16 protein-coding genes and 1 pseudogene are annotated in these 21,162 nt (G+C 63.8%); 2 read left to right on the plus strand and 15 right to left on the minus strand.

Annotated elements, in window-relative coordinates; genetic code table 11:
- Positions 1-29 precede the first annotated feature (29 nt).
- The 9 genes and pseudogenes from ACSSVC_RS05435 to ACSSVC_RS05475 form a co-directional block, all read right to left on the minus strand.
- On the minus strand, positions 30-251 hold the full coding sequence (locus tag ACSSVC_RS05435; protein WP_123724168.1) for a formate dehydrogenase subunit delta: 222 nt from the start codon (positions 249-251) through the stop codon (positions 30-32).
- A complete protein-coding gene (gene fdhF, locus ACSSVC_RS05440) occupies positions 248-3,145 on the minus strand; it encodes a formate dehydrogenase subunit alpha (protein WP_492612058.1) in 2,898 nt (965 codons plus the stop codon). Before fdhF ends, ACSSVC_RS05435 begins: the two co-directional genes overlap by 4 nt.
- Positions 3,142-4,701 (minus strand): NADH-ubiquinone oxidoreductase-F iron-sulfur binding region domain-containing protein, encoded by a 1,560-nt coding sequence (locus ACSSVC_RS05445; protein WP_446439546.1) that lies wholly within the window; start codon positions 4,699-4,701, stop codon positions 3,142-3,144. Before ACSSVC_RS05445 ends, fdhF begins: the two co-directional genes overlap by 4 nt.
- Positions 4,701-5,177, minus strand: a complete 477-nt coding sequence (locus ACSSVC_RS05450; RefSeq protein WP_346634165.1) for a formate dehydrogenase subunit gamma — start codon at positions 5,175-5,177, stop codon at positions 4,701-4,703. The genes ACSSVC_RS05445 and ACSSVC_RS05450 overlap by 1 nt, the downstream gene beginning before the upstream one ends.
- 420 nt (positions 5,178-5,597) lie before the next feature.
- On the minus strand, positions 5,598-6,413 hold the full coding sequence (locus ACSSVC_RS05455) for an ABC transporter permease (RefSeq protein ID WP_077933215.1): 816 nt from the start codon (positions 6,411-6,413) through the stop codon (positions 5,598-5,600).
- Between the two features lie 7 nt (positions 6,414-6,420).
- Positions 6,421-7,257 (minus strand): ABC transporter permease, encoded by an 837-nt coding sequence (locus tag ACSSVC_RS05460; protein ID WP_102882151.1) that lies wholly within the window; start codon positions 7,255-7,257, stop codon positions 6,421-6,423.
- Positions 7,258-7,267: 10 nt separating this feature from the next.
- Positions 7,268-8,379, minus strand: a pseudogene (locus ACSSVC_RS05465) (ABC transporter substrate-binding protein).
- A gap of 91 nt (positions 8,380-8,470) precedes the next feature.
- The gene (locus ACSSVC_RS05470) at positions 8,471-9,562 is read right to left on the minus strand and encodes an ABC transporter ATP-binding protein (protein WP_346634167.1); all 1,092 of its coding nucleotides are present in this window, start codon (positions 9,560-9,562) and stop codon (positions 8,471-8,473) included.
- 149 nt (positions 9,563-9,711) lie between these two features.
- Entirely contained in the window at positions 9,712-10,629 is a 918-nt protein-coding gene (locus tag ACSSVC_RS05475; protein WP_492612059.1) for a LysR substrate-binding domain-containing protein, read from the minus strand.
- A 315-nt stretch (positions 10,630-10,944) separates the two neighbouring features.
- Here ACSSVC_RS05475 and ACSSVC_RS05480 point away from each other — a divergent pair, with 315 nt between their 5' ends.
- Positions 10,945-12,528 (plus strand): zinc-binding metallopeptidase family protein, encoded by a 1,584-nt coding sequence (locus ACSSVC_RS05480; protein ID WP_404938066.1) that lies wholly within the window; start codon positions 10,945-10,947, stop codon positions 12,526-12,528.
- A 383-nt stretch (positions 12,529-12,911) separates the two neighbouring features.
- Here the strand turns inward: ACSSVC_RS05480 and ACSSVC_RS05485 are convergent, their stop codons facing one another.
- From ACSSVC_RS05485 to ACSSVC_RS05510, 6 genes are all read right to left on the minus strand, one after another.
- A complete protein-coding gene (locus tag ACSSVC_RS05485; RefSeq protein WP_346634170.1) occupies positions 12,912-14,543 on the minus strand; it encodes a BBE domain-containing protein in 1,632 nt (543 codons plus the stop codon).
- Between the two features lie 285 nt (positions 14,544-14,828).
- Positions 14,829-16,040, minus strand: a complete 1,212-nt coding sequence (locus ACSSVC_RS05490; RefSeq protein WP_346634171.1) for a methyltransferase — start codon at positions 16,038-16,040, stop codon at positions 14,829-14,831.
- A 48-nt stretch (positions 16,041-16,088) separates the two neighbouring features.
- Entirely contained in the window at positions 16,089-16,778 is a 690-nt protein-coding gene (locus tag ACSSVC_RS05495) for an ABC transporter permease (protein WP_170002027.1), read from the minus strand.
- Complete coding sequence (locus tag ACSSVC_RS05500) at positions 16,775-17,470, minus strand: ABC transporter permease (RefSeq protein ID WP_233321811.1); 696 nt, start codon at positions 17,468-17,470, stop codon at positions 16,775-16,777. The genes ACSSVC_RS05495 and ACSSVC_RS05500 overlap by 4 nt, the downstream gene beginning before the upstream one ends.
- Before the next feature lie 65 nt (positions 17,471-17,535).
- On the minus strand, positions 17,536-18,288 hold the full coding sequence (locus ACSSVC_RS05505; RefSeq protein WP_233321810.1) for an ABC transporter substrate-binding protein: 753 nt from the start codon (positions 18,286-18,288) through the stop codon (positions 17,536-17,538).
- A 13-nt stretch (positions 18,289-18,301) separates the two neighbouring features.
- Positions 18,302-19,075 carry an ABC transporter ATP-binding protein gene (locus ACSSVC_RS05510; RefSeq protein WP_346634172.1) on the minus strand — a complete coding sequence of 258 codons (774 nt, stop codon included), beginning with the start codon at positions 19,073-19,075 and terminating at the stop codon, positions 18,302-18,304.
- A gap of 565 nt (positions 19,076-19,640) precedes the next feature.
- Here ACSSVC_RS05510 and gabP point away from each other — a divergent pair.
- Positions 19,641-21,032 (plus strand): GABA permease, encoded by a 1,392-nt coding sequence (gene gabP, locus ACSSVC_RS05515; protein WP_346634173.1) that lies wholly within the window; start codon positions 19,641-19,643, stop codon positions 21,030-21,032.
- The last annotated feature ends 130 nt before the right edge of the window (positions 21,033-21,162 follow it).

Here is a 21,162-nt window from a genome sequence, read left to right on the forward strand (position 1 = left end):
CGGCGTTCAGCCGTCCGGGGAGCCTTTGCCTAGGCCTCCCATCCTGCGTGGCTGACGGCTTTCTGCACCAGAGGGTGCAGGTCCGCTCCTTGCTGCTCGGTCTGCCAGGCCAGCAGTTCCTTGCGCATGGCCGGGGTCCAGTACATTTGCATGTGGTTGCGCACGTTGAGCACCGCCTGGTCCTGATTGGGCTCGTTGACGAAGTAGGCGGCGATCTGGTTGGCCATCTTGATCAAGTTGGCGGTGCTCATCGGCGCACCTCCGCCTTGCCATCCCGGGAGCGGCCGCGCTTGTCCAGCAGGCGATGCTGTTCATCGCTGAAGGCCTGGTAGCGTTTCTGCCATTCGGAAGGGTGATAGACGCGGCTGACTTCCACCGCCGTGACCTTGTACTCCGGACAGTTGGTGGCCCAGTCGGAGTTGTCGGTGGTGATCACGTTGGCCCCCGATTCGGGGAAGTGGAAGGTGGTGTAGACCACCCCCGGCGCCACTCGCTCGGTAACCCGGGCCCGCAGCACGGTCTGCCCGGCGCGGCTGCCGATGCCGACCCAGTCGCCTTCGTTGATGCCCCGGCTCTCGGCGTCGGTGGGGTGGATTTCCAGGCGGTCCTCGGCGTGCCAGGCGACGTTGTCGGTACGCCGGGTCTGGGCACCAACGTTGTACTGGCTGAGGATGCGCCCGGTGGTCAGCAGCAGCGGGTAGCGGCCATTGACCTTCTCGTCGGTGGGCACGTAGCCGGTGAGCATGAAGCGCCCCTTGCCGCGCACGAACTCGTCGATGTGCATGGTCGGCGTGCCGTCCGGCGCGGCGTCGTTGCACGGCCATTGCAGGCTGCCGTGGCGGTCCAGGCTGGCGTAGCTGACGCCGGTGAAGGTCGGGGTCAGGCGGGCGATTTCATCCATGATCTGCGAAGGATGGTTGTAGTGCATCGGGTAGCCCAGGGCCGCGGCCAGGGCCAGGGTGCCTTCCCAGTCGGCCTTGCCACCCAGGGGCTCCATGACCTTGCGCACCCGGGAGATGCGCCGTTCGGCGTTGGTGAAAGTGCCGTCCTTTTCCAGGAACGAGGAGCCCGGCAGGAACACGTGGGCGAACTTGGCGGTTTCGTTGAGGAAGATGTCCTGCACCACCACGCATTCCATGGCCGACAGGGCCGCGGTCACGTGCTGGGTATTGGGGTCGCTCTGGGCGATGTCCTCGCCCTGGCAGTACAGGCCCTTGAAGCTGCCGCCCAGGGCCGCTTCGAACATGTTGGGAATGCGCAGGCCGGGGTCGGCTTGCAGGGTGACGTTCCAGGCCTGCTCGAACTCCTGGCGCACCGCCTGGTTGGAGATGTGCCGATAGCCCGGCAGCTCGTGGGGGAAGGAGCCCATGTCGCAGGAGCCCTGGACGTTGTTCTGCCCCCGTAGCGGGTTCACCCCGACCCCTTCGCGACCGATGTTGCCGGTGACCATGGCCAGGTTGGCGATGCCCATCACCGAGGTGCTGCCCTGGCTGTGCTCGGTGACGCCCAGGCCGTAGTAAATCGCGGCGTTGCCGCCGGTGGCGTACAGGCGCGCGGCAGCGCGGATGTCGGTGGCGGGGACGCCGCAGATGGCGCCGAGCACTTCCGGCGAGTTGTCGGCGCGGCTGACGAAGGCGCTCCACTGGGCGAAGGCTTCCGGCTCGCAGCGGGCGTCGACGAACCCCTGGTTGACCAGCCCTTCGGTGACGATCACATGGGCCAGGGCATTGAGCATGGCGACGTTGGTGCCCGGGCGCAGAGCCAGGTGCAGCTCGGCGCGGGCGTGCACCGAGTCCACCAGATCGATGCGTCGCGGATCGATGACGATCAGCTTGGCCCCTTCACGCAGACGCCGCTTGAGTTGGGAGCCGAACACCGGGTGGGCGTCGCTGGGGTTGGCGCCCATTACCAGGATCACGTCGGCCTGCATCACCGAGTCGAAGCTCTGGGTCCCGGCGGATTCCCCCAGGGTCTGCTTGAGGCCGTAGCCGGTGGGCGAGTGGCAGACCCGCGCACAGGTGTCGACGTTGTTGTTGCCGAAGGCTGCCCGCACCAGTTTCTGCACCAGGTAGGTTTCTTCGTTGGTGCAGCGGCTGGAGGTGATACCGCCGATGGAGTCGCGGCCGTACTTGAACTGGATGCGCCGCAGCTCGCTGGCGGCGTAGGTCACCGCTTCGTCCCAGCTGACTTCCTGCCACGGGTCGCTGATGTGTTTGCGGATCATCGGTTTGGTGATGCGGTCAGGGTGAGTGGCGTAGCCCCAGGCGAAGCGGCCCTTGACGCAGGAATGGCCGTGGTTGGCCTGGCCGTTCTTGTCCGGAACCATGCGCACCAGCTGGTCGCCCTTCATCTCGGCGCGGAACGAGCAGCCCACCCCGCAGTAGGCGCAGGTGGTGATCACCGCCCGCTCCGGCTGGCCGATTTCCACCACGCTTTTTTCCATCAGGGTCGCCGTCGGGCAGGCCTGCACGCAGGCGCCGCAGGACACGCATTCGGAGTCGAGGAAGTTGTCGCCACCGGCTGCCGCGACCCGGGATTCGAAGCCGCGGCCGCTGATGGTCAGGGCGAAGGTGCCCTGGGTTTCCTCGCAGGCGCGCACGCAGCGGTTGCAGACGATGCACTTGCTCGGGTCGTAGTCGAAGTAGGGGTTGGAGGTGTCTTTCTGATCGTCCAGGTGGTTGGCGCCGTCATAGCCGTAGCGCACTTCCCGCAGGCCCACCTGGCCGGCCACGGTCTGCAGTTCGCAGTTGCCGTTGGCCGAGCAGGTCAGGCAGTCGAGCGGGTGGTCGGAGATGTACAGCTCCATCACGTTGCGGCGCAGGGTCGCCAGCTTTGGCGTTTGCGTATGCACCACCATGCCTTCGCTGACCGGGGTGGTGCAGGAAGCCGGGTAGCCGCGCATGCCGTCGATTTCCACCAGGCACATGCGGCACGAGCCGAAGGCTTCCAGGCTGTCGGTGGCGCAGAGCTTGGGGATGGTGGTGCCCAGCAGGGCGGCGGCGCGCATCACCGAGGTGCCCTGGGGCACGCTGATGTTGCGTCCGTCGATGTTCAGGCTGACTTGCACCTGGCTGTCGCGGGCTGGGGTGCCGAAGTCCACGGCATTGAGGTCGATGTCTGTGGCTGGGTCGAAAATACTGATCATTGGTCGGCCTCCGAGGGCTGCAGACCGAAGTCGGCGGGAAAGTGCTTCAGGGCGCTGGCCACCGGATAGGACGTCATCCCGCCCAGGGCGCACAGCGAGCCGTATTGCAGGGTGTCGCACAGGTCTTTGAGGATCAGCGCCTGCTCATCGCGCCGGCCTTGATCGGGGGCTGCCAGCAGGCGGTCGATGACCTCCACGCCGCGGGTCGAGCCGATGCGGCACGGGGTGCATTTGCCGCAGGATTCCTCGGCGCAGAATTGCAGGGCGAAGCGCGCCATGTGGGCCATGTCCAGGCTGTCATCGGCCACCACCACACCGCCGTGGCCGAGCATCGCGCCCATGGCGGCGAAGGCTTCGTAATCCAGCGGCGTATCGAACTGTGCAGGGGGCACCCAGGCGCCGAGCGGGCCGCCGACTTGCGCAGCCTTCAGCGGCCGACCGCTGGCGGTGCCGCCGCCGTAGCCTTCCACCAGCTCGCGCAGGGTCAGGCCGAAGGCCCGTTCCACCAGGCCGCCGTGACGCACATTGCCCGCCAGTTGGAAGGGCATGGTGCCCAGGGAGCGGCCCATGCCGTAGTCGCGATAAAACGGCGCGCCCTTTTCCAGGATCAGTGGCACCGAGGCCAGGGTCAGCACGTTGTGCACCAGGGTCGGCTGGCCGAACAGGCCTTGCAGCGCCGGGATCGGCGGCTTGGCGCGAACGATGCCGCGCTTGCCTTCCAGGGAGTCCAGCAGGGCGGTTTCTTCGCCGCAGATATAAGCCCCGGCACCGACCCGCACCTCCATGTCGAACGCCTGGCCGCTACCGCCGGCATTGGCCCCGAGATAACCGGCATCCCGGGCGATTTCCAGGGCTTCGCGCAGGGTCGCCACCGCCTGGGGATATTCCGAGCGCACGTAGATGTAGCCGTAGCTGGCGCCGACCGCGATACCGGCAATGGCCATGCCTTCGATCAGCAGGAACGGGTCGCCTTCCATCAGCATGCGGTCGGCGAAGGTGCCGGAGTCGCCCTCGTCGGCGTTGCACACCACGTACTTCTGCTGCTGCGGCGTGTCGCGCACGGTGCGCCATTTGATCCCGGCGGGGAAGGCCGCGCCGCCGCGGCCCCGCAGGCCGGAGTCGAGCACCGCGGCCACGGTCTGGTCACCGCCCAGGGCGACGGCGCGGCTCAGGCCCTCGAAGCCGCCGTGGGCCCGATAGTCCGCCAGGGACAGCGGCCGGGTAATGCCGGCGCGGGCGAACAGCAGGCGTTGCTGGCTCTTCAGGTAGGGCAGGTCTTCCACCCGGCCCAGGGCCAGGGGATGGCTGGCGGGAGCGTCTTGCAGGGCGTTCAGCAGCGAGGGTACGTCGGCGACGCTCACCGGGCCGAAGCCCAGGCGTCCGTCCGGGGTATCGACTTCCAGCAGCGGTTCCAGCCAGTACAGGCCACGGGAGCTGGTGCGTTGCAGTTGCAGCGGTAGTTGGTGCTGCTCGGCCTGGGCGGCGATGGCGTCGGCCACCGCGTCGGCGCCCACGGCCCGGGCCAGGGAATCACAGGGCAGATAGAGGCTTGGCATCACGCGTCCTCCCGGCAACTGTCCAGCAGCGCATCCAGACGTTCGGCGCTGACCCGGGCATGCAACTGTCCGTCCAGCTCCAGGGCCGGCGAACAGGCACAGGCCCCCAGGCAGTACACCGGCCGCAGGCTGATGGAGCCGTCGGCGCTGCTACCGTGGTCATCCAGTTGCAGGCGTGCGCGCAGTTGCGCCGCCAGCTGCTCGGCGCCGCGGCTCTGGCAGGACTCGGCGCGGCACAGGCGCAGGATGTGGCGCGCCGGCGGTGCGGTACGAAAATCATGGTAGAAGCTGATCACCCCGCGCACTTCCGCCTGGCTCTGATTGAGTGCATGGGCGATTTCGGGGACGGCCAGATCGGGGATGTAGCCGAGCTCTTCCTGGATCTGGTGGAGAATCGGCAACAGCGCACCCGGGGAGCCTTTGTGACGCTCCAGCAGGGTGTGGATCAACGGCAGATGCAGTGTTTCATCAGGCATACAGCAATTCCTCACGGTCACGGACAAACCTGGTGGTTGTCGGCTGTCCGAAAGTGTCGGCTGCGGCACTTGTTGCCACGTCACGGTAGCGCGGCGTTTCAGGCCGTTGGCCATGCACCCTGAATGGGTATCTTGTTGTACCCGGTGCGGTCGTTGCCGCACCTGTTCAGGGCATAAAGGGCAGCTTGACACGCTGCCTCTGATTGATCCGCACGAAAGCGACTTGCTCAGTTCCGAATACGACCACCCGTTGAGTCTAGAAGAGCCTGGGCAACCGAGTGAGCGAGCTGCGCACTATCGGACAAAACCGGGGGGACTAGGCATGACTTCGGTCAGCTCGGTGGCGAATAGCCGGACGCGGGGGAGGGCTGTGGAGGGGCTGTGTGGCGAGGCCGCTTGCTCCCTCGCCACAGGGGGCAATCAGGAGCGGGCGCGGCGCTGGGCGGCGTACTGCAGGGCCAGGCGGCCCATGAGCACCAGCAGGGTCAGGCCGATCAGCAGCACCGAGATCGCCGCCACGCTAGGATCGACGTTATCCCGCAGGCCGCTCCAGATCCGCCGGGGCAGGGTGTTGACGTCGACACTGGTGATGAACAGGGTCACCGCCACCTCCTCCCAGGACAGGGCAAAGCTCAGCAGCGCGGTGGAGAAGATCCCCAGCTTGAGGTTCGGCAGCATCACCAGGAAGGTGGTCTGCATCAGGCTGGCCCCCAGGTTGCGCGAGGCCAGCTCGATGCGCCGGTCCACTTGGCTCAGGGCCACCAGCATGGTCACCACGCCATAGGGCACCACCATCACCACGTGGGCGATCACCACCCCGGGCAGGGTGTCGTAGCCCCAGCCCGGGGCGATGCGCCCGAGGTTGGTTTCCATGAAGTACAGCACCAGCGCCGAGATCACCGGCGGAATGGCCATGGGCAGCAGCACCAGGCCGATCAGCAGGGTTGCCAGACGCGAGCGCAGGTACCAGATGCCGAGGCTGAAGCTCACCGCCAGCAAGGTGGCGATCAGGCTGGTGGCACTGGCGATGGCCAGGCTCTGGCCGATGCTCGACAGCCAGTCGGGGTTGCTCAGCAATGCCTCGTAGTGACGCAGCGACCAGTTGCCCTCGGGCATCGACAGGTAGCGCTTGGCGGTGAAGGACACCGGGATCACCGTCAGCAGCGGGAACAGCATGAAGGCCATGGCGACCACGGCGATCAGCCGGGTACTCAATGCAGTGCGATGTGTATTCATAGTGACCTCAACCCACCAGTCGATTGACACGGGTGATGCGCAGCAGCAGCCAGATCAGCGCGCTGACCAGGGTCAGCAGCACCAGGCTCAGGGCCGCGCCCAGACCCCAGTTGCTGGTCTGGAACATCTGCAGGAACACGTACTCGGCGATCATTACCGTCTGCCCGCCACCCAGCAGCACCGGGGTGATGAAAAAGCCCAGGCAGAACACGAACACCATGATGAAGGCCCCCAGCAGCCCCGGCAGGGTCTGGGGCAGCAGCACTTGCCAGAAGGTCCGCAGCGCACCGGCCCCCAGGCCGCGGGAGGCCAGCAGCACCCGTTGATCCAGCTGGCGCATGCTCGACAGCAGCGGGAACAGCGCATAGGGGATCATGAAGTGCAGCATGCCGATCACCACCCCCAGTTCGTTGCGGGTCAGTTGCAAGGGGTGATCGATCCAGCCCAGGGACAGCAGGCTGTCGTTGACCACGCCGTTGCTGCGCAGGGCGATCAGCCAGCCGAAGGCCCGCACCAGCACCGAGATCCAGAACGGGATGAACACGCAGATTTCCACCATGCGCTGCCAGAACGGCGGGCTGAACACCCAGCAGTAGGCCAGCAGGTAGCCGATCACCAGGGCCAGCAGGCTCACGGTCAGGCACAGGCGCAGGGTGCGCAGGAGCATGTCGTGGATCGCCGGGTCCGTGGCGATGCGCTGGTACTGCTCAATCCCGGGCTCGGGCAGGGTGAAGCTCCAGCTCACCACGCCGAAGAACGGTAACAGGTAGAACACCACCAGCAGCAACGGCAGGGGAAACAGCAGCAGGCTGCGTTCCAGGCGTGCGGTTCGGGTTGCACTCATGGTCGACGGCTCACTTGGACAGGTGGGTCAGGTACTGCTCCAGGGTGCTGGAGTAGTGGTCGGCGTACCACTGGGTGTTGAGGAAGATCTGCTTCTTCATGTTGGCTTCGGAGGCGCAGTTGATCTCCCGCTGTTCGGCGCTCATCAACTGTTGCGTGGCGGCGTTGGACGGGCCGTTGCCCAGGGCTTCGAACAGCTTCAGCTGCCCGGCGGGCTGCAAGGCGTGCTGGATGAACTGCATGGCCGGCGCGGCGCCTGCCGGGTTGTCCTTGAGCACGCCCCAACTGCTGGCGTTGAGGAAGGCATTGTCGAAGCCCCACTTGATGCGGCCCTCGCTGTCCTCATGGAGCAGGGTGGCGCGGGTGTGCCAGATGGCGCCCATGGAGGCTTCGCCTTCGATCATCAACTGCTGGCTTTCGGCGCCCGAGCCCCAGAATGAAAGGACGTGGGGCTTGAGTTCATCGATCTTGCGCAAGGCCCGAGGCACGTCCAGCGGGTACAGCTGGTCAGCGGCCACGCCGTCGGCCAGCAGCGCAGCCTCGAGCATGCCGTTCATCCACTTGTAGAGGGTGCGCTTGCCGGGGAATTTCTCCACGTTCCAGAAATCCGCCCAATCCTTGGGGCCGTTGTTGCCGTATTTCTGACTGTCCAGGCGATCACGTAGCTGAACAGGTAACCGGCGACGCCGTGTTCGTGGGACAGCTCCGGGGCCACCAGATCCCGTTGCACCACGCTGTAGTCCAGGGGCTGGAGGACCTTGTCGCGGCCCAGGGTCATGGCGCTGTAGCTGTCCACGTCCACCACGTCCCAGCTCGGCCGGCCACTGGCCAGCTGCGAACGGATCGCCCCTTCGGTGGGGCCGGCGCCGTCGATGCGCACCGGGATGCCGGTGCTCTGGGTGAAGCTGTCGGTCCAGGCACTGCGGAAGGCGTTGAGCGCATCGCCGCCCCAGTTGACCACCACCAGGGGTTTGTCCGCCGCCCAGCTGATGCCACTGCGCAGCGCCAGGGGCACTGCGGCCAGCAGCCCCATGGCCTGGATGAAAGTGCGGCGGCTGACCTGCCCGCCACGGGCTTTTTCGATAAGGATTTCGATGCAGTCGCGTTGATGGTGCTGGCTCATGGGGCAAGTCCTCGCGAGGCCGACGTGCAAGGCGCCGGCCGATATTGTTATTGGCTTTCTACGAAAACGATCGACAGAGAGCGTGGCCGGTTCAGGCTTCCAGCAGGAAGCTGTGGCGCACCGGCCAGCTCAGCCACACCGGGGTGCCACTGGGCAAGCGGGCGCCGGGATGATCGCCGGGCACCGAAAGGTTCACCGGCGCCAGTTCCGGGCTGATATTCAGCGCCAGGTGGGTGCTGGAGCCCTGGTACACCCGGTCACCGAGGCAGGCGGGCAGCACGTTGTGCTCGCCCGCTTGCGGTCGCTCGGTGTGCAGCGTCATGTGTTCCGGACGCACCGCCAGCAACTGCGGCTGGCTGCTGATTTCCCCGTTTGTGGTGGCGTGCAGCGGGCTGTCGCCAAAGCGCCCGCTGGCCTGGCTGCCGTTGCGGGAGAGGCCCTGCAGCGGAAACAGGTTCATCTTGCCGAGGAACTCGGCGACGAAGCGGTTTTTCGGCCGGTCGTAGATGGCTTCCGGGGTGTCGATCTGCGCCAGCCGTCCCTGGTTGAAGATGGCGATCCGGGTCGACAGGGCCAGGGCTTCGCCCTGGTCGTGGGTGACGAAGACGAAGCTGGTGCCGACCTGGCGGTGGATGCGCTGCAGCTCGGTCTGCAGTTGTTCGCGCAGGTTCTTGTCCAGGGCCGACAGCGGCTCGTCCAGCAGCAACATGTCCGGTTCGAATACCAGAGCCCGGGCGATGGCCACCCGTTGCTGCTGGCCGCCGGACAGCTCGGAAGGTTTCTTGTGCAGGTGAGCTCCCAGGCCCACCACTTCGAGGATGTGCTTGACCCGGCGCTGGCGCTCCTCGGCCTTCACCCCACGAATGCGCAGCGGGTAGGCGACGTTGTCGGCCACGCTCATGTGCGGGAACAGGGCGTAGCCCTGGAACACCATGCCGTAGTTGCGTTTCTCTGCCGGGCGCCGGCTGATGTCGATGCCACGCTCCAGCAGCTTGCCGGCGCTGGGGGTGAGAAAGCCCGCGAGGATCATCAACAGGGTGGTCTTGCCTGAGCCGGAAGGGCCCAGCAGGGTGAGGAATTCGCCTTGGCGAACGTCCAGATCGATGCCGTCCAGGGCAGTGAAGTTGCCGTAATACTGGCTGATTCCTTGGGCGCTGAGTTGAGTCGAGGGGCTACTGGACACTACAGAGATCTCCCGGAAACCCACCTGCACGATTGAGTTTTTATTGTGTGTGCAGCAGGTGGTGGACTCATTATTGTGAAAAGCAACGCCACATCAATGGAATAATTTTTGCCTCATTGGTGAGTGAAATTTCCCAGTCGTTGCCCCCTTCAAGGGTCGATCAGCGGGTTGTCACTGATGCTTTGGGCACTGATCTGCAGCTGGTTTTTCAGCCAGTCGCTGAACGCCTGGACCGCCGGCCGCTCGGCCTTGGCCGGATCGATCACCAGGAAATAACCGCGCAGGGCGCTGATGCTGATATCGAACGGGCGCACCAGCAGCCCCCGGGCCAGGGCGTCGCCGCTGAGCAGGTTGTCGCCGATGGCCACGCCCTGGGCGGCGATGCAGGCGGACTGCGCGCAATGGGCGTCGGAGAAGGTAATGCCACGGTCAGGGTTGACCTGGCTGGCACCGGCGGCCGCCAGCCAGACCCGCCAGTCGCTGGTGTCGCTCATGTGGATCAACGGGAAGTCCTTGAGGTCCAGCGGGCTCTTCAGGCCGCCGATGGCATGGATCAGGCGCGGGCTGCAGACCGGTGAATAGCGCAGGGTGACGATCTGCTCCACCAGCAGCCCCGGCCAGTCGCCGATGCCATAGGCGATGAACAGGTCGGCCTCGGCGTCGCTGGTGTCGTCCTGGGCCCGAGGGCTGACCACCTGCAACTGCACCTGGGGGTATTGGCGCAGGAAGCCGTTGATGTGATTGCACAGCCAGAAACTGGCGAACCCCGGGTTGCAGCTGATGCGCAATTTGCCCGACACCGCCAGGCCGTCGAAGCGCCGTCCGGCGTCCTGGATATCCGCCAGGATGCGCCGCACTTCCCGGGCATAGCACTCGCCCTGATAGGTCAGGCCGATGCCGCGTCCCACCCGTTCGGTGAGGGCAAAACCCAGGCTCTGTTCGAGGCTGATGATCTGGTGGCTGATGGCGCTGCGGGTCAGGCTCAACTGCTGGGCGGCAGCGGTCACGCTACCGAGCCGGGCCACGGCGTCGAGGGCGCGCAGGGCAGTGATCGAGGGATAGCGCATGCAAACTCCGGGTCAAGGAAACCTGTCTTCGAAGGGAACCGGCCGGTGCCAGGATGCTGCCCAGGCAGGACCCCGAGAGGGGCTGGCCGCGTCGCAGTATGGGCCGTGGCGGCACCGAACTGGTCAATTTTCTTTGACATTGCTGGCGAAAAAATTCGATTGATGTCATCACCGCTTCACCAATACTGGACCTCGATCCGGGCTGCAACCGACCGGACCATCCCTATAACAACAAGAGGTCCTGCAGGTCTTGCGCGGGCGCCGAGGCGTCCTGGCAGCGGCCGGCCGGAACCTGGATAACCAGGAGTGCCGCGGATGTCCCGCTACAAAGAATTCGCTCTCGATTGGGTTGAACGCCACCGCCAGCAACTGTCGGACTGGCACCAGATCATCTGGCATTACGCCGAGCCGGCGTTCCGTGAATACAAGTCCTGCGCCTGGTATGTCGAGCTGCTGGAGGCCGAGGGTTTCATCGTCGAGCGCGGCAGTGGCGGCATGCCCACGGCCTTCTGCGCCACCTTTACCCAAGGCCAGGGACCGCTGCTGGCCACCTATGGCGAGTACGATGCGGTGCCCGGCAACTGCCAGGCGGCCACCACTCGCAAACAGCCCCGGGACGGCCTGTCGCGTTTCGCCCCGGGGCACACCGATCCGCACTCGGCCCTGGGCATCAGCGCCCTCGGTGGGGCCCTGGCGGCCAAGGCGACCATGGTGGAATTCGGCTTGCAGGGCAGCATCAGGTTCTTCGGCGAGCCGGCGGAAAAGCTCCGCGCCTCCAAGCCGGTCCACGCCGCCAAGGGTTATTACGACGACCTCGACGCCGCCATCAGCTTTCACCCCACCTACATGTTGCCGCTGAACAACACCACCACCTGGGACACCCACTGCGGCATCGCCTACGCCTACATCTACAGCTTCACCTGCGAAGACCCGCAGAACTGGATCGCTGCCGACCGCTACAGCCCCATTCCGCAGAATCACTTGGCGGCCCGGGCTCCGGGGGCCAACGATGCCCTGGTGCATTTCTATACCCTCAACGAAAGCCTACGCCGCTCGACCCTGCCGTTCACCGGCCTGTGGAGCTACAACGAGGCGATCCTCACCGCCGGCCAGGCCACCGCCGACAACCTGCCGCCGCACCTGTCGCAGATCCAGTACCTGCTGCGTTGCGACTCCATCGAACAGGCTGAAACCATCTCCCAAGTGATGGACAACAACGCCGCTGCCGCGGCCATGGCCACCGGTTGTCGCTGGAAAAAGACCTGGGTCTGCAAGTCCCGGGGCGGCCTGCCCAACCACGTCATGGCCCAGGCCACCTACGACAACCTGGCGGCGGTGGGCGCCCCGCAGTGGGACGAAGAAGCCCGAGAAATCGCCCGCGAGATCCAGCGCAACCTCGGTCTGGAAGCCATGGAACGACCCTTCCTGCCGGCCACCGAAGCCTTGATCGAGCCCCAGGAATGCGAGCGCCAGATGCGTCTGCAGATGCCGGCCTGGCAGAACTACCTGACCTCCGACGACTACCCGGAATACACCTGGCACTGCCCGACCGTGCGCCTGCTGGTGGCCCGACCGATGCTCAGCGCGCCGTCGGGGACGGTCTATCCGGACTGGGTGTCCAACGCCCTGGGGGGCATCCGCCAGACCATCGATCCGATGATCGAGGTCGCCGCCAAGACCATTGCCGCGACTCTGGTGGACCTGCTCACCGACGAGGCGTTGCTCAGCGCGGCCAAGGCCGAGTTCATCGAGCGCACCGGTGGCGGCATCGGCGGCAGTCGCTGGCAGGCGCCGCTGCTGCCCAAGGACTTCCAGGTACCCCACGACTTCCGCTGGCCGGAATACATCAGCACGGCCCGAGGCGAAGAGTGGTGGATTCCGGCGCGGGCCGATGAGTAGGAGCCGGTATCAGGCCCTTGCCTGAGGTCGTTGCAAGGCACCTGAGCGAAGGTCGTTATGCCCGTTCGCTCAGGTGTTTATGCACAACGGATGGGTTGCCAGGGTCGGGAACTGTCGGATTTGTGGAGCCGTTCTCATCTTTATGCAACTGGCTGTTTTTTCGGGCTTTTATTTTGTGAACAAAAAATGACCAGCCTGTGAAGGGGCTCCAGCGCCATGCATTACAAGGCTTTGTCAGGATTCCATCAACAGACTTATCCACAGGTCGCGACAGCCTGTCGCAGAAACGCACAGCCTGCTCATCAAGCCAATGGCGCACGGCTGCCGGGAGGCTCGACCGAGCACGCTGTGGTTAGGCCCCTGCGTTGGGTCCGGGCCGGAACCTAGTCGGCCTTTGTGGCCGGGATGGACATTTCATGACGAAACAGGTTGTTGGGGTCAATTGAGGCCTTCAGGTTGCAAAGTGTGTTGATGAGTTGTGTGTTCCAGCCGTAGTACAAGTTCAACCAGTTGGGGTCTACAGCGCCCGCATCGGTGTACTTCATGTCGACATCGGGGTAGTTGATATAGCAGCCATCGTAGGCGGGTCTTTTCGGCTTGCCGCCGTGCACGGCATTGAAGATGTTGCGAATCCAGGCTAGTTGCACCGAGTCATCGGCAGCATGGGTCCAGTACGTCTGGTATTGGGTTTTAAGCAGTGAGCTTCTTTGAGGAACGGCGGTGGTTCCCATGCCCTTTTTATTGATCGCCCCGCCGTAGGAGTCGATCTGTACCAGGGACTGGCTGAAGCGCTTGTCTGGCGTAGCTTCGGTCAGGTGGGTCAGCAACGCGTTGCAGGCCTGCTCGGAGAATTGTTCGACCTGATAATCAGACTTGTATTTGCCCCGCTGATTGTTGCCCGAGCCGTTGATCATTTGAGTGACGTATAGCCAATCCATCGCGGTGTGTTCAGCCACCGCCCCTCTGAACTTCCTGCCGGCAAGCGGGTGCCTGAGCGGTGCAATGTTGGGTGCGATGAAACCGTCATGGAGGGTCGGCGTAATGCCCGCCGCGGCATTCATCTTGCTGATGAAGTCGTTGAGCGGTATATCGTTTGCGCCGCCGACCAGGCCATTAGGACCGGTGTATTGGATCGCCAGCACCACATGGTCGGAGGTATCCACATGGTTCAGTTTCAGCAGGGTGAACAATCCGCCGTTGCCTACGCCTTCCACCGGGCTGGTCGCGTTGGCGTCGTTATCCGAGAACCATTGCCAATAGGCTCGCAGGAAGTTCGAGAAGTTGGGAATCAGCTCTTTCCACGGGTAGGCCAGGGGAATCCAGTAGGCTTTTTGCGGGGCTTGGGGGAGTTGGTCGAAGTAGTAGCCGATGATGATGCCGAAGTTGCCACCGCCGGCCCCGCAACAGGCGGTAAACAATGCCTTGTCTTCGTTTGATGGACTGTCTGCGCGAACATGCCGGAACTTCAGTTGCCGCGAGTTTTCCACAGGCACAAGCATGTCGACGCCGGTTACCCAGTCCACGGTCAAGCCCTGAAGGCGCGATAACAAACCGTAACCGCCGCCGCTGATGTGCCCGCCCAAACCGACCGAATAGCATGAGCCGCCAGGAATGGTGCGCCCGGCCTGCTTGTACAGCGACAGGTAACCGTCCCAGTTCTGATTGCCGGTCAATGCCATGAATCGATACTGCTTGTTCTGGCTGTCCCAGGGAGACGTGATGGATTGGCTTTCGTCGTACTTCAGGCCTTTCATTTCACCGATGTCGATAATTGCCAGGCTTTCTGTCTCGCCGCTCAACTTGTTGGAAACAAAACCCTCGTAGCAGTGGCCGCCACTGCGCACTGTGATGCGATAGCCATCACGCAGTGCTGTATTGGCTGCCGCCAGAACTTCATCGGGTGTTGTACATACATAAATCCGCTGTGCGCCCTGTTCGATACTGGGCGGCCAGCGCAAGTTGAACCCCTTTTGCAGGGTTTCGTAGGTGTGTGACTGAGGGTCTATGACGTTCATGGTTAACTCCCTGTATGTGTGGGTGGACTTGGCGACTTCCTGTCGAAAAATGACCGCTTTAGTTGCGCCAGAGCTGTGGCTTGAGTGCTGCACATGTCCAGCTCGCCTTAGAGACTAGTAGGCGTAATGAGCTTGGTTTTTTTCTTTCGTGAAGTTGAGGGGCATCCCCCGGCGTGATCGGCGACTTTCAATGGGGTGCGGGTTTCCCATGGGGTGTCCGATGTCCGTTAGTGAGGTCACTGGCCGCAGTGGTTATGCACAACGGGCCTGGGTCGGCGCAGGCGGTTACCGGCGCTCTGCCAGCAGCAGCAGATTGCGCGGGGTCAAGGGGGCTTCGCAGAAGGTTCCAAGGCGCACGGCATAGCCCTGCTCTTGCAGAAACAGCCCGCGATCCAGCACCAGCCACAATTCCAGGGGGCGGCGGAACAGGCCCCGCAGCAGTTCCAGGTTGCGCACCTGGGCCAGGCGCTGCCAGCCGGCGACTTCCAGCGCGGCCCAATCCTGGCAATCGACTGTGGATAAGTCCTTGAGGGCGGCGAGGTCGCGGCAGTAGTCGGCGAAGGGTTTGTCCAGCCAGTGGCTGGGCAGGGAGGGTGTCGGCAGGTATTCGTCGAGGCCACGCACTTGCCGTTGCAGCAGGTCGAATGCCAGGCGCCGGGCCATGGAAGTGTCGCGCTGGCGCCGGACTCGGGCGCCGGCAGTGACGGTTTCGCTCATGGGCAGGGCCAGGTCTTCCAGGGACAGTTCCAGGCCTGATGCCAGCGCGGCTGTGGATAAGCCCTGGTAGCGGCTGGCGCGGGTGCGGTTGTAGCAGCAGGGGGCAATGGCCAGCTGTGGACAACCCTGCTGGCTGGCCAGCTGGATCAAGCGCACATGCAGATCGCCGCACGCGTGCAGGGCCACCGGGCTGTGCTCGGCGCGCAGGTGCTGGGCCGTGTCATCGGCCAGCACGTCCTGTTGCCGATGGCGGGCGGGCAAACCGTGGTGCCGGCTCAGTTGCTCGCCACTCTCGATCAGCGCCGGGTCGTATTCCAGGCAAGTCAGTTGCTGCTCGGGTTGCAGCAGGCGCCTGCCGAGGTGGCCCTTGCCGGAGCACCAGTCGAGCCAGTGAGTCGGCGTGCGGTCGAATTGCAGGCAGGTGGCGAAGGCTTCGATCTGCTGCCATTTGCGCCCGGGCACGTCGACCTTGAGGCGTTGGTTTGGCGCGGGCAGTGCCTTTATGGGGAGTGCGCCCACCGCGCCGAGTGCTCGGGCCTGTTCCGCCAGTTGGGCAAAGGGCGCCGGTGCCTGGAGTTGCTCCGGGTGGTTGTGGGCCGCTTCGGCGTCTTCCAGGGAGCGCTGGCGCAACCACTGGGCCAGTTCGGGATGAGCGGTTTCCCACGGCAGTTGCAGATGGTTGAACGGACGCGGGCGCCAGAGCATCTGGTGTTCAAGCAGGAAGCCGTCCAGGGCCTGGAAACGATCGAGCAGCGCGGGGCCTTGGAGGATCGAGGGCATGGGCGGTGAGTCCGGGCAGGCCCGCTCCCGCGCGGGAGCGGGGGAAGGTCAGCGTCCCTGGCAGGCGTCGACCCGCAGCCAGCGTTCCAGCAGCTTGAAGCCGCGTACCAGAACGTAGGCCATCACCAGGTAGAACAGCCCGGCGGCGAAGAAGATCTCCACCGGCAGGTAGGTGCGGGCAATGATGGTGCGTGCCATGCCGGTCAGTTCCAGCAGGGTCACGGTGCTGGCCAGGGCACTGGCCTTGAGCATCAGGATCACTTCGTTGCTGTAGGCCGGCAGGCCGATCCGCGCAGCGCGCGGCAGGATGATGTAGAACAAAGCCTTGGGTCGGGACATGCCCAGGGCCCGCGCGGCCTCGATTTCTCCCGGCGGAATGGCCTGGATCGCACCGCGCAGGATCTCGGCGATGTAGGCCGCGGTGTGCAGGGTCATGGTCACGGTGGCGCACCAGAACGGATCGCGCAGGTAGGGCCACAAAGCGCTTTCACGCACCGCATCGAACTGTGCCAGCCCGTAGTACACCAAAAACAGCTGCACCAGCAGCGGCGTGCCGCGGAAGAAGAAAATGTAGGCGTAGGGCAGGGCGCGCACGTACCACAGCCGTGATGAGCGGGCGATGCCCAGGGGGATCGCCAGCAACAGGCCGGCGATGACCGCGATGGCCACCAGCTCCAGGGTCAGGGTCGCGCCCTGAGCCAGTTTCGGCAGCCATTTGATGATCACTTCCCAGTTCATTGGGCGCTCCTTGCGAAGCCGCGAGCGGCGCGTTTTTCCAGGAAGTGCATGCCGGTCATGGCCAGTACGGTCAGGCCCAGGTACATGAAGGCGGCCACCATGTAGAAGGTGAACGGCTGCTTGGAAACGGTCACTGCAATCTGCGAGTGACGCATGATTTCTTCCAGGCCGATCACCGACACCAGGGCGGTGTCCTTCATCAGGATCATGAACAGGTTGCCCAGGCCCGGCAGGGCGATGCGCCACATCTGCGGCATGATCAGCCGGGTGAAGATCCGCCATTTCGACAGGCCCAGGGCCATGCCAGCCTCGCGGTGACCCTTGGGAATGGCCAGGATCGCGCCGCGGAACACTTCGGTGGCGTAGGCGCCGAAGCACAGGCCAAGGGCGATCACCCCGGCGGCGAAGGCGTTGAGTTCAAGTTCGGGGTTGCCGAAGAACTCGCCCAGGGCCCGCATCAGGTTGACCGTGCCGAAGTAGATGAGCAGGACCCAGAGCAGCTCGGGAACGCCGCGCACCAGGGTCGAATAAGCGCCGCCAAGCCATTGCAGCGGCTTGTACGGAGAAGTCTTGGCCAAGGCGCCGAGCAGACCGAGCACCAGTCCCAGGCATAACGCCGAGAGGGCCAGCTTGACGGTCATCAGCGCGCCGGCGGCGAGCGCCGGGCCGAATCCGTAGAGATCGATATTCATGGGGTCTGGATGGCTTTGCTAAGGACCGGCGCCCAGGGGGCGAGCGCCGGTCAGGCAAGTCAGTATCAATAGATGCTGAACGGGAAGTACTTGTCGTTGATCTTCTTGTAAGTGCCGTCGGCCACGATTTCCTTCAGGGCGGCGTTCAGCTTCTCGCGCAGAGGATCTTTCTTGCGTACGGCAATGCCGATCTTGTCGCTTTCTTCAACCGGATCGCCTTTGAACTCGTAAGGCTTGCCGGCTTCGCTCTTGAGCCACTCGTAGTTGACGTATTTGTCGGCCAGGATCGCGTCCAGGCGGCCAGACGTCAGGTCCAGGTAGGCGTTTTCCTGGGTGTCGTAGAGCTTGATGGTGATGTCGTCGCCCAGTTGGTCTTCCAGCCAGGTGCCGGCCAGGGTCGCCCGTTGCGCGCCGATGATCTTGCCTTTGAGCGAGGCTTTGTCGGTCTTGAACTCGGTCTTGGCCTTGGGCGCAATGAACTGCAGCTTGTTGGAGTAGTACGGGTCGGTGAAGTCCACCGCTTGCTTGCGCTCGTCGGTGATCGACAGCGAGGAGATCAGGAAGTCGAACTTCTTCGCGTTCAGGGCCGGGATGATGCCGTCCCAGTCGGAAGTGACCACGGTGCATTCGACTTTCATCTTGGCGCACAGGGCGTCGCCGATGTCCTTGTCGAAGCCGACCACTTGGCCGCTGGCATCCTTGTTGTTGAACGGTGGGTAGGCGGCCTCGATGCCCATTTTCAGGGTTTCGGCGGCAGCGCTGGCGCTGAAAGCCAGAGTGACGGCAGCGGCCAGGAGGATCTTCTTATAGCTCTGCATGCGTGTAGCTCCGTTAGCGGTTGCTGGACATGAATTGTTTGCAGCGTGCCGAAAGCGGGTTCTCGAAGACCTGCTGTGGCGATCCCTGCTCTTCGATCAGGCCCTGGTGAAGGAACACCACTTCACTGGAGACCTGGCGGGCAAAGCTCATTTCATGGGTGACCAGCAGCATGGTACGGCCTTCGTCGGCCAGGGCGCGGATCACATTGAGGACTTCCTGGACCATTTCCGGGTCCAGGGCCGAGGTCGGCTCGTCGAACAGGATGACTTTGGGTTGCATCGCCAGGGTGCGGGCGATGGCGGCGCGTTGCTGCTGGCCGCCGGACAGTTGGGCCGGGTAGGCGTGGCGCTTGTCGGCGATGCCGACCTTGGCCAGCAGCGCCTCGGCCACTTCGATGGCCTCGGCCTTGCTCTGGCCCAGCACCCGGCGCGGTGCCTCGATGATGTTGTCGAGGACGCTCATGTGCGGCCAGAGATTGAAATTCTGGAAGACGAAACCGATTTCGCTGCGCAGTCGGTTGATCTGCTTGCCGTCGGCGGCCACCAGCTCGCCGTTTTTCGCGGCCTTGAGCTTGAGCTCTTCGCCGGCCACCAGGATCTGGCCCTGGTGCGGGTTTTCCAGCAGGTTGATGCAACGCAGGAAAGTGGACTTGCCGGAGCCGGAGGAACCCAGGATCGATATCACGTCACCGTCGCGTGCGGTCAGCGAGATACCTTTGAGTACCTCCTGAGAGCCGTAGCGTTTGTGCAAGTTGCGGATTTCAAGCGCGGGCGTGGCCTCAGCCATGTGCGGTCCTCATAGAGTTCATTGTGCTCCTGCTGTTGGCGGCCTTCCTGGCGAGGCGCCAAGCTAGCATAGGGTTCGAATCGCAGCCAACAGCGCTACCGGAGGTAAACAGACGGCGTGTGGCAGGTTGTCGCATCAGCACAGAAGACTGTCGCCCCATCAACAACCGAACGCCCGTTTGAACCCAGAAACCGCCTGAAATCCGGTAGGTGTCGCGTAAAAAAAGGCGCGATGGTGCCAGCTTTGGCCGGGTGTTGGAAGGGTTAACGGGCCAAAGGTCACGGATCTGCTTGCTAATTGTGCATCAGGCACTTTGGGGGTGTGTTTCTGGTGCATTGTTTCGTCCTACAAAGTGAGTCACCCGGTAACGAAATGGCGAAATGCCATTGTTCTCAATGACTTGGGATTTCCATCGGTCGGCTCGCCAACCCCTATTGCCCGGGACTCTGTAACATTTTGGCGCAATTCTTGCGTACGAAATAAAGAACGCCCTGTTGAATTCTTTTTACGAGAACGAATGCAGACCGGGTGGAGTTACTCTTTTTTCGTTGCAAAGGTGCTTTTCATGAGCGGTACGCAACTCTCCAATGACCTCGAGCAGGGGCTCAAACCACGGCATGTGACCATGCTGTCGATCGCCGGCGTTATCGGCGCGGGTCTCTTCGTCGGCTCCGGCCACGCTATCGCCGAGGCCGGTCCGGCCGTGCTGCTGGCTTATGCCGCCGCCGGTACCCTGGTGGTACTGGTGATGCGCATGCTGGCGGAAATGGCCGTCGCCTCGCCGGATACCGGGTCGTTCTCGACCTACGCCGATCGCGCCATTGGCCACTGGGCCGGTTTCACCATCGGTTGGCTGTACTGGTGGTTCTGGGTGCTGGTGATCCCGCTGGAAGCCAACGCCGCTGCAACCATCCTGCATGCCTGGTTCCCCAACGTGGCGATCTGGGTCTTTACCCTGGTGATTACCCTGCTGCTGACCGCCACCAACCTGTTCAGCGTGAAGAACTATGGCGAATTCGAGTTCTGGTTTGCCCTGATCAAGGTCGTGGCCATCATCGGCTTCGTGATCCTCGGCCTGGCGGCCATTTGCGGCTTGCTGCCCAACAGCCAGGTCAGCGGCGTCTCGCATCTGGTGGACACCCAGGGCTTCATGCCCAACGGCATGGGCGCGGTGCTGGCCGCCATGCTGACCACCATGTTCTCCTTCATGGGCACCGAGATCGTCACCATCGCTGCGGCGGAATCCCATAACCCGGGCAAACAGATCTCCAAGGCCACCAACTCGGTGATCTGGCGGATTGGTCTGTTCTATCTGGTGTCGATCTTCATCGTTGTGGCTCTGGTGCCGTGGAACGACCCAAGCCTGGCCCAGGTTGGCTCCTACCAGACCGTGCTCGATCGCATGGGCATCCCCAACGCCAAGCTGATCGTTGATCTGGTGGTGCTGGTGGCGGTGACCAGTTGCCTGAACTCGGCGCTCTACACCGCCTCGCGCATGCTCTTCTCCCTGGGCAAGCGGGGCGATGCTCCAGCGGTCGCCAAGCGCACCAATGCCAGTGGCACGCCTTACTGGGCGGTGATCCTGTCCACTGCAGCAGCCTTCCTTGCGGTGTTCGCCAACTATGTAGCTCCGGCTGCGGTGTTCGAGTTCCTGCTGGCCAGTTCCGGCGCCATCGCCTTGCTGGTGTACCTGGTGATTGCCGTATCGCAACTGCGCATGCGCCAGAAGCGCATGGCCGCCGGTGAGAAAATCGCCTTCCGCATGTGGCTGTTCCCTGGCCTGACCTACGCGGTGATCGTGTTCATCGTCGCGATCCTGGGCATCATGCTGTTCCAGGAAGAGCATCGGGTGGAGATCCTCGCCACCGGCCTGCTGAGTGTCATCGTCATCGCTGCGGGCCTATTGGTGGCCCGTCGGCGCAAGGCCGAGCGCAATGGTGCCCTGGCGCTGAGCTGACGGTTTGCTCCACTGCTTGTAAAAAAGGCCGCGCTCAGAGATGACCGCGGCCTTTTTCATGTCCGAATGCAATTTGGCGTGTCTGTTTGTGGCGGGCTGATGCTCAGTCGCGGTCTGGCGACGGGGCGCT

The sequence above is a fragment of the Pseudomonas sp. E1BtOHC1 genome (genome assembly GCF_058744285.1).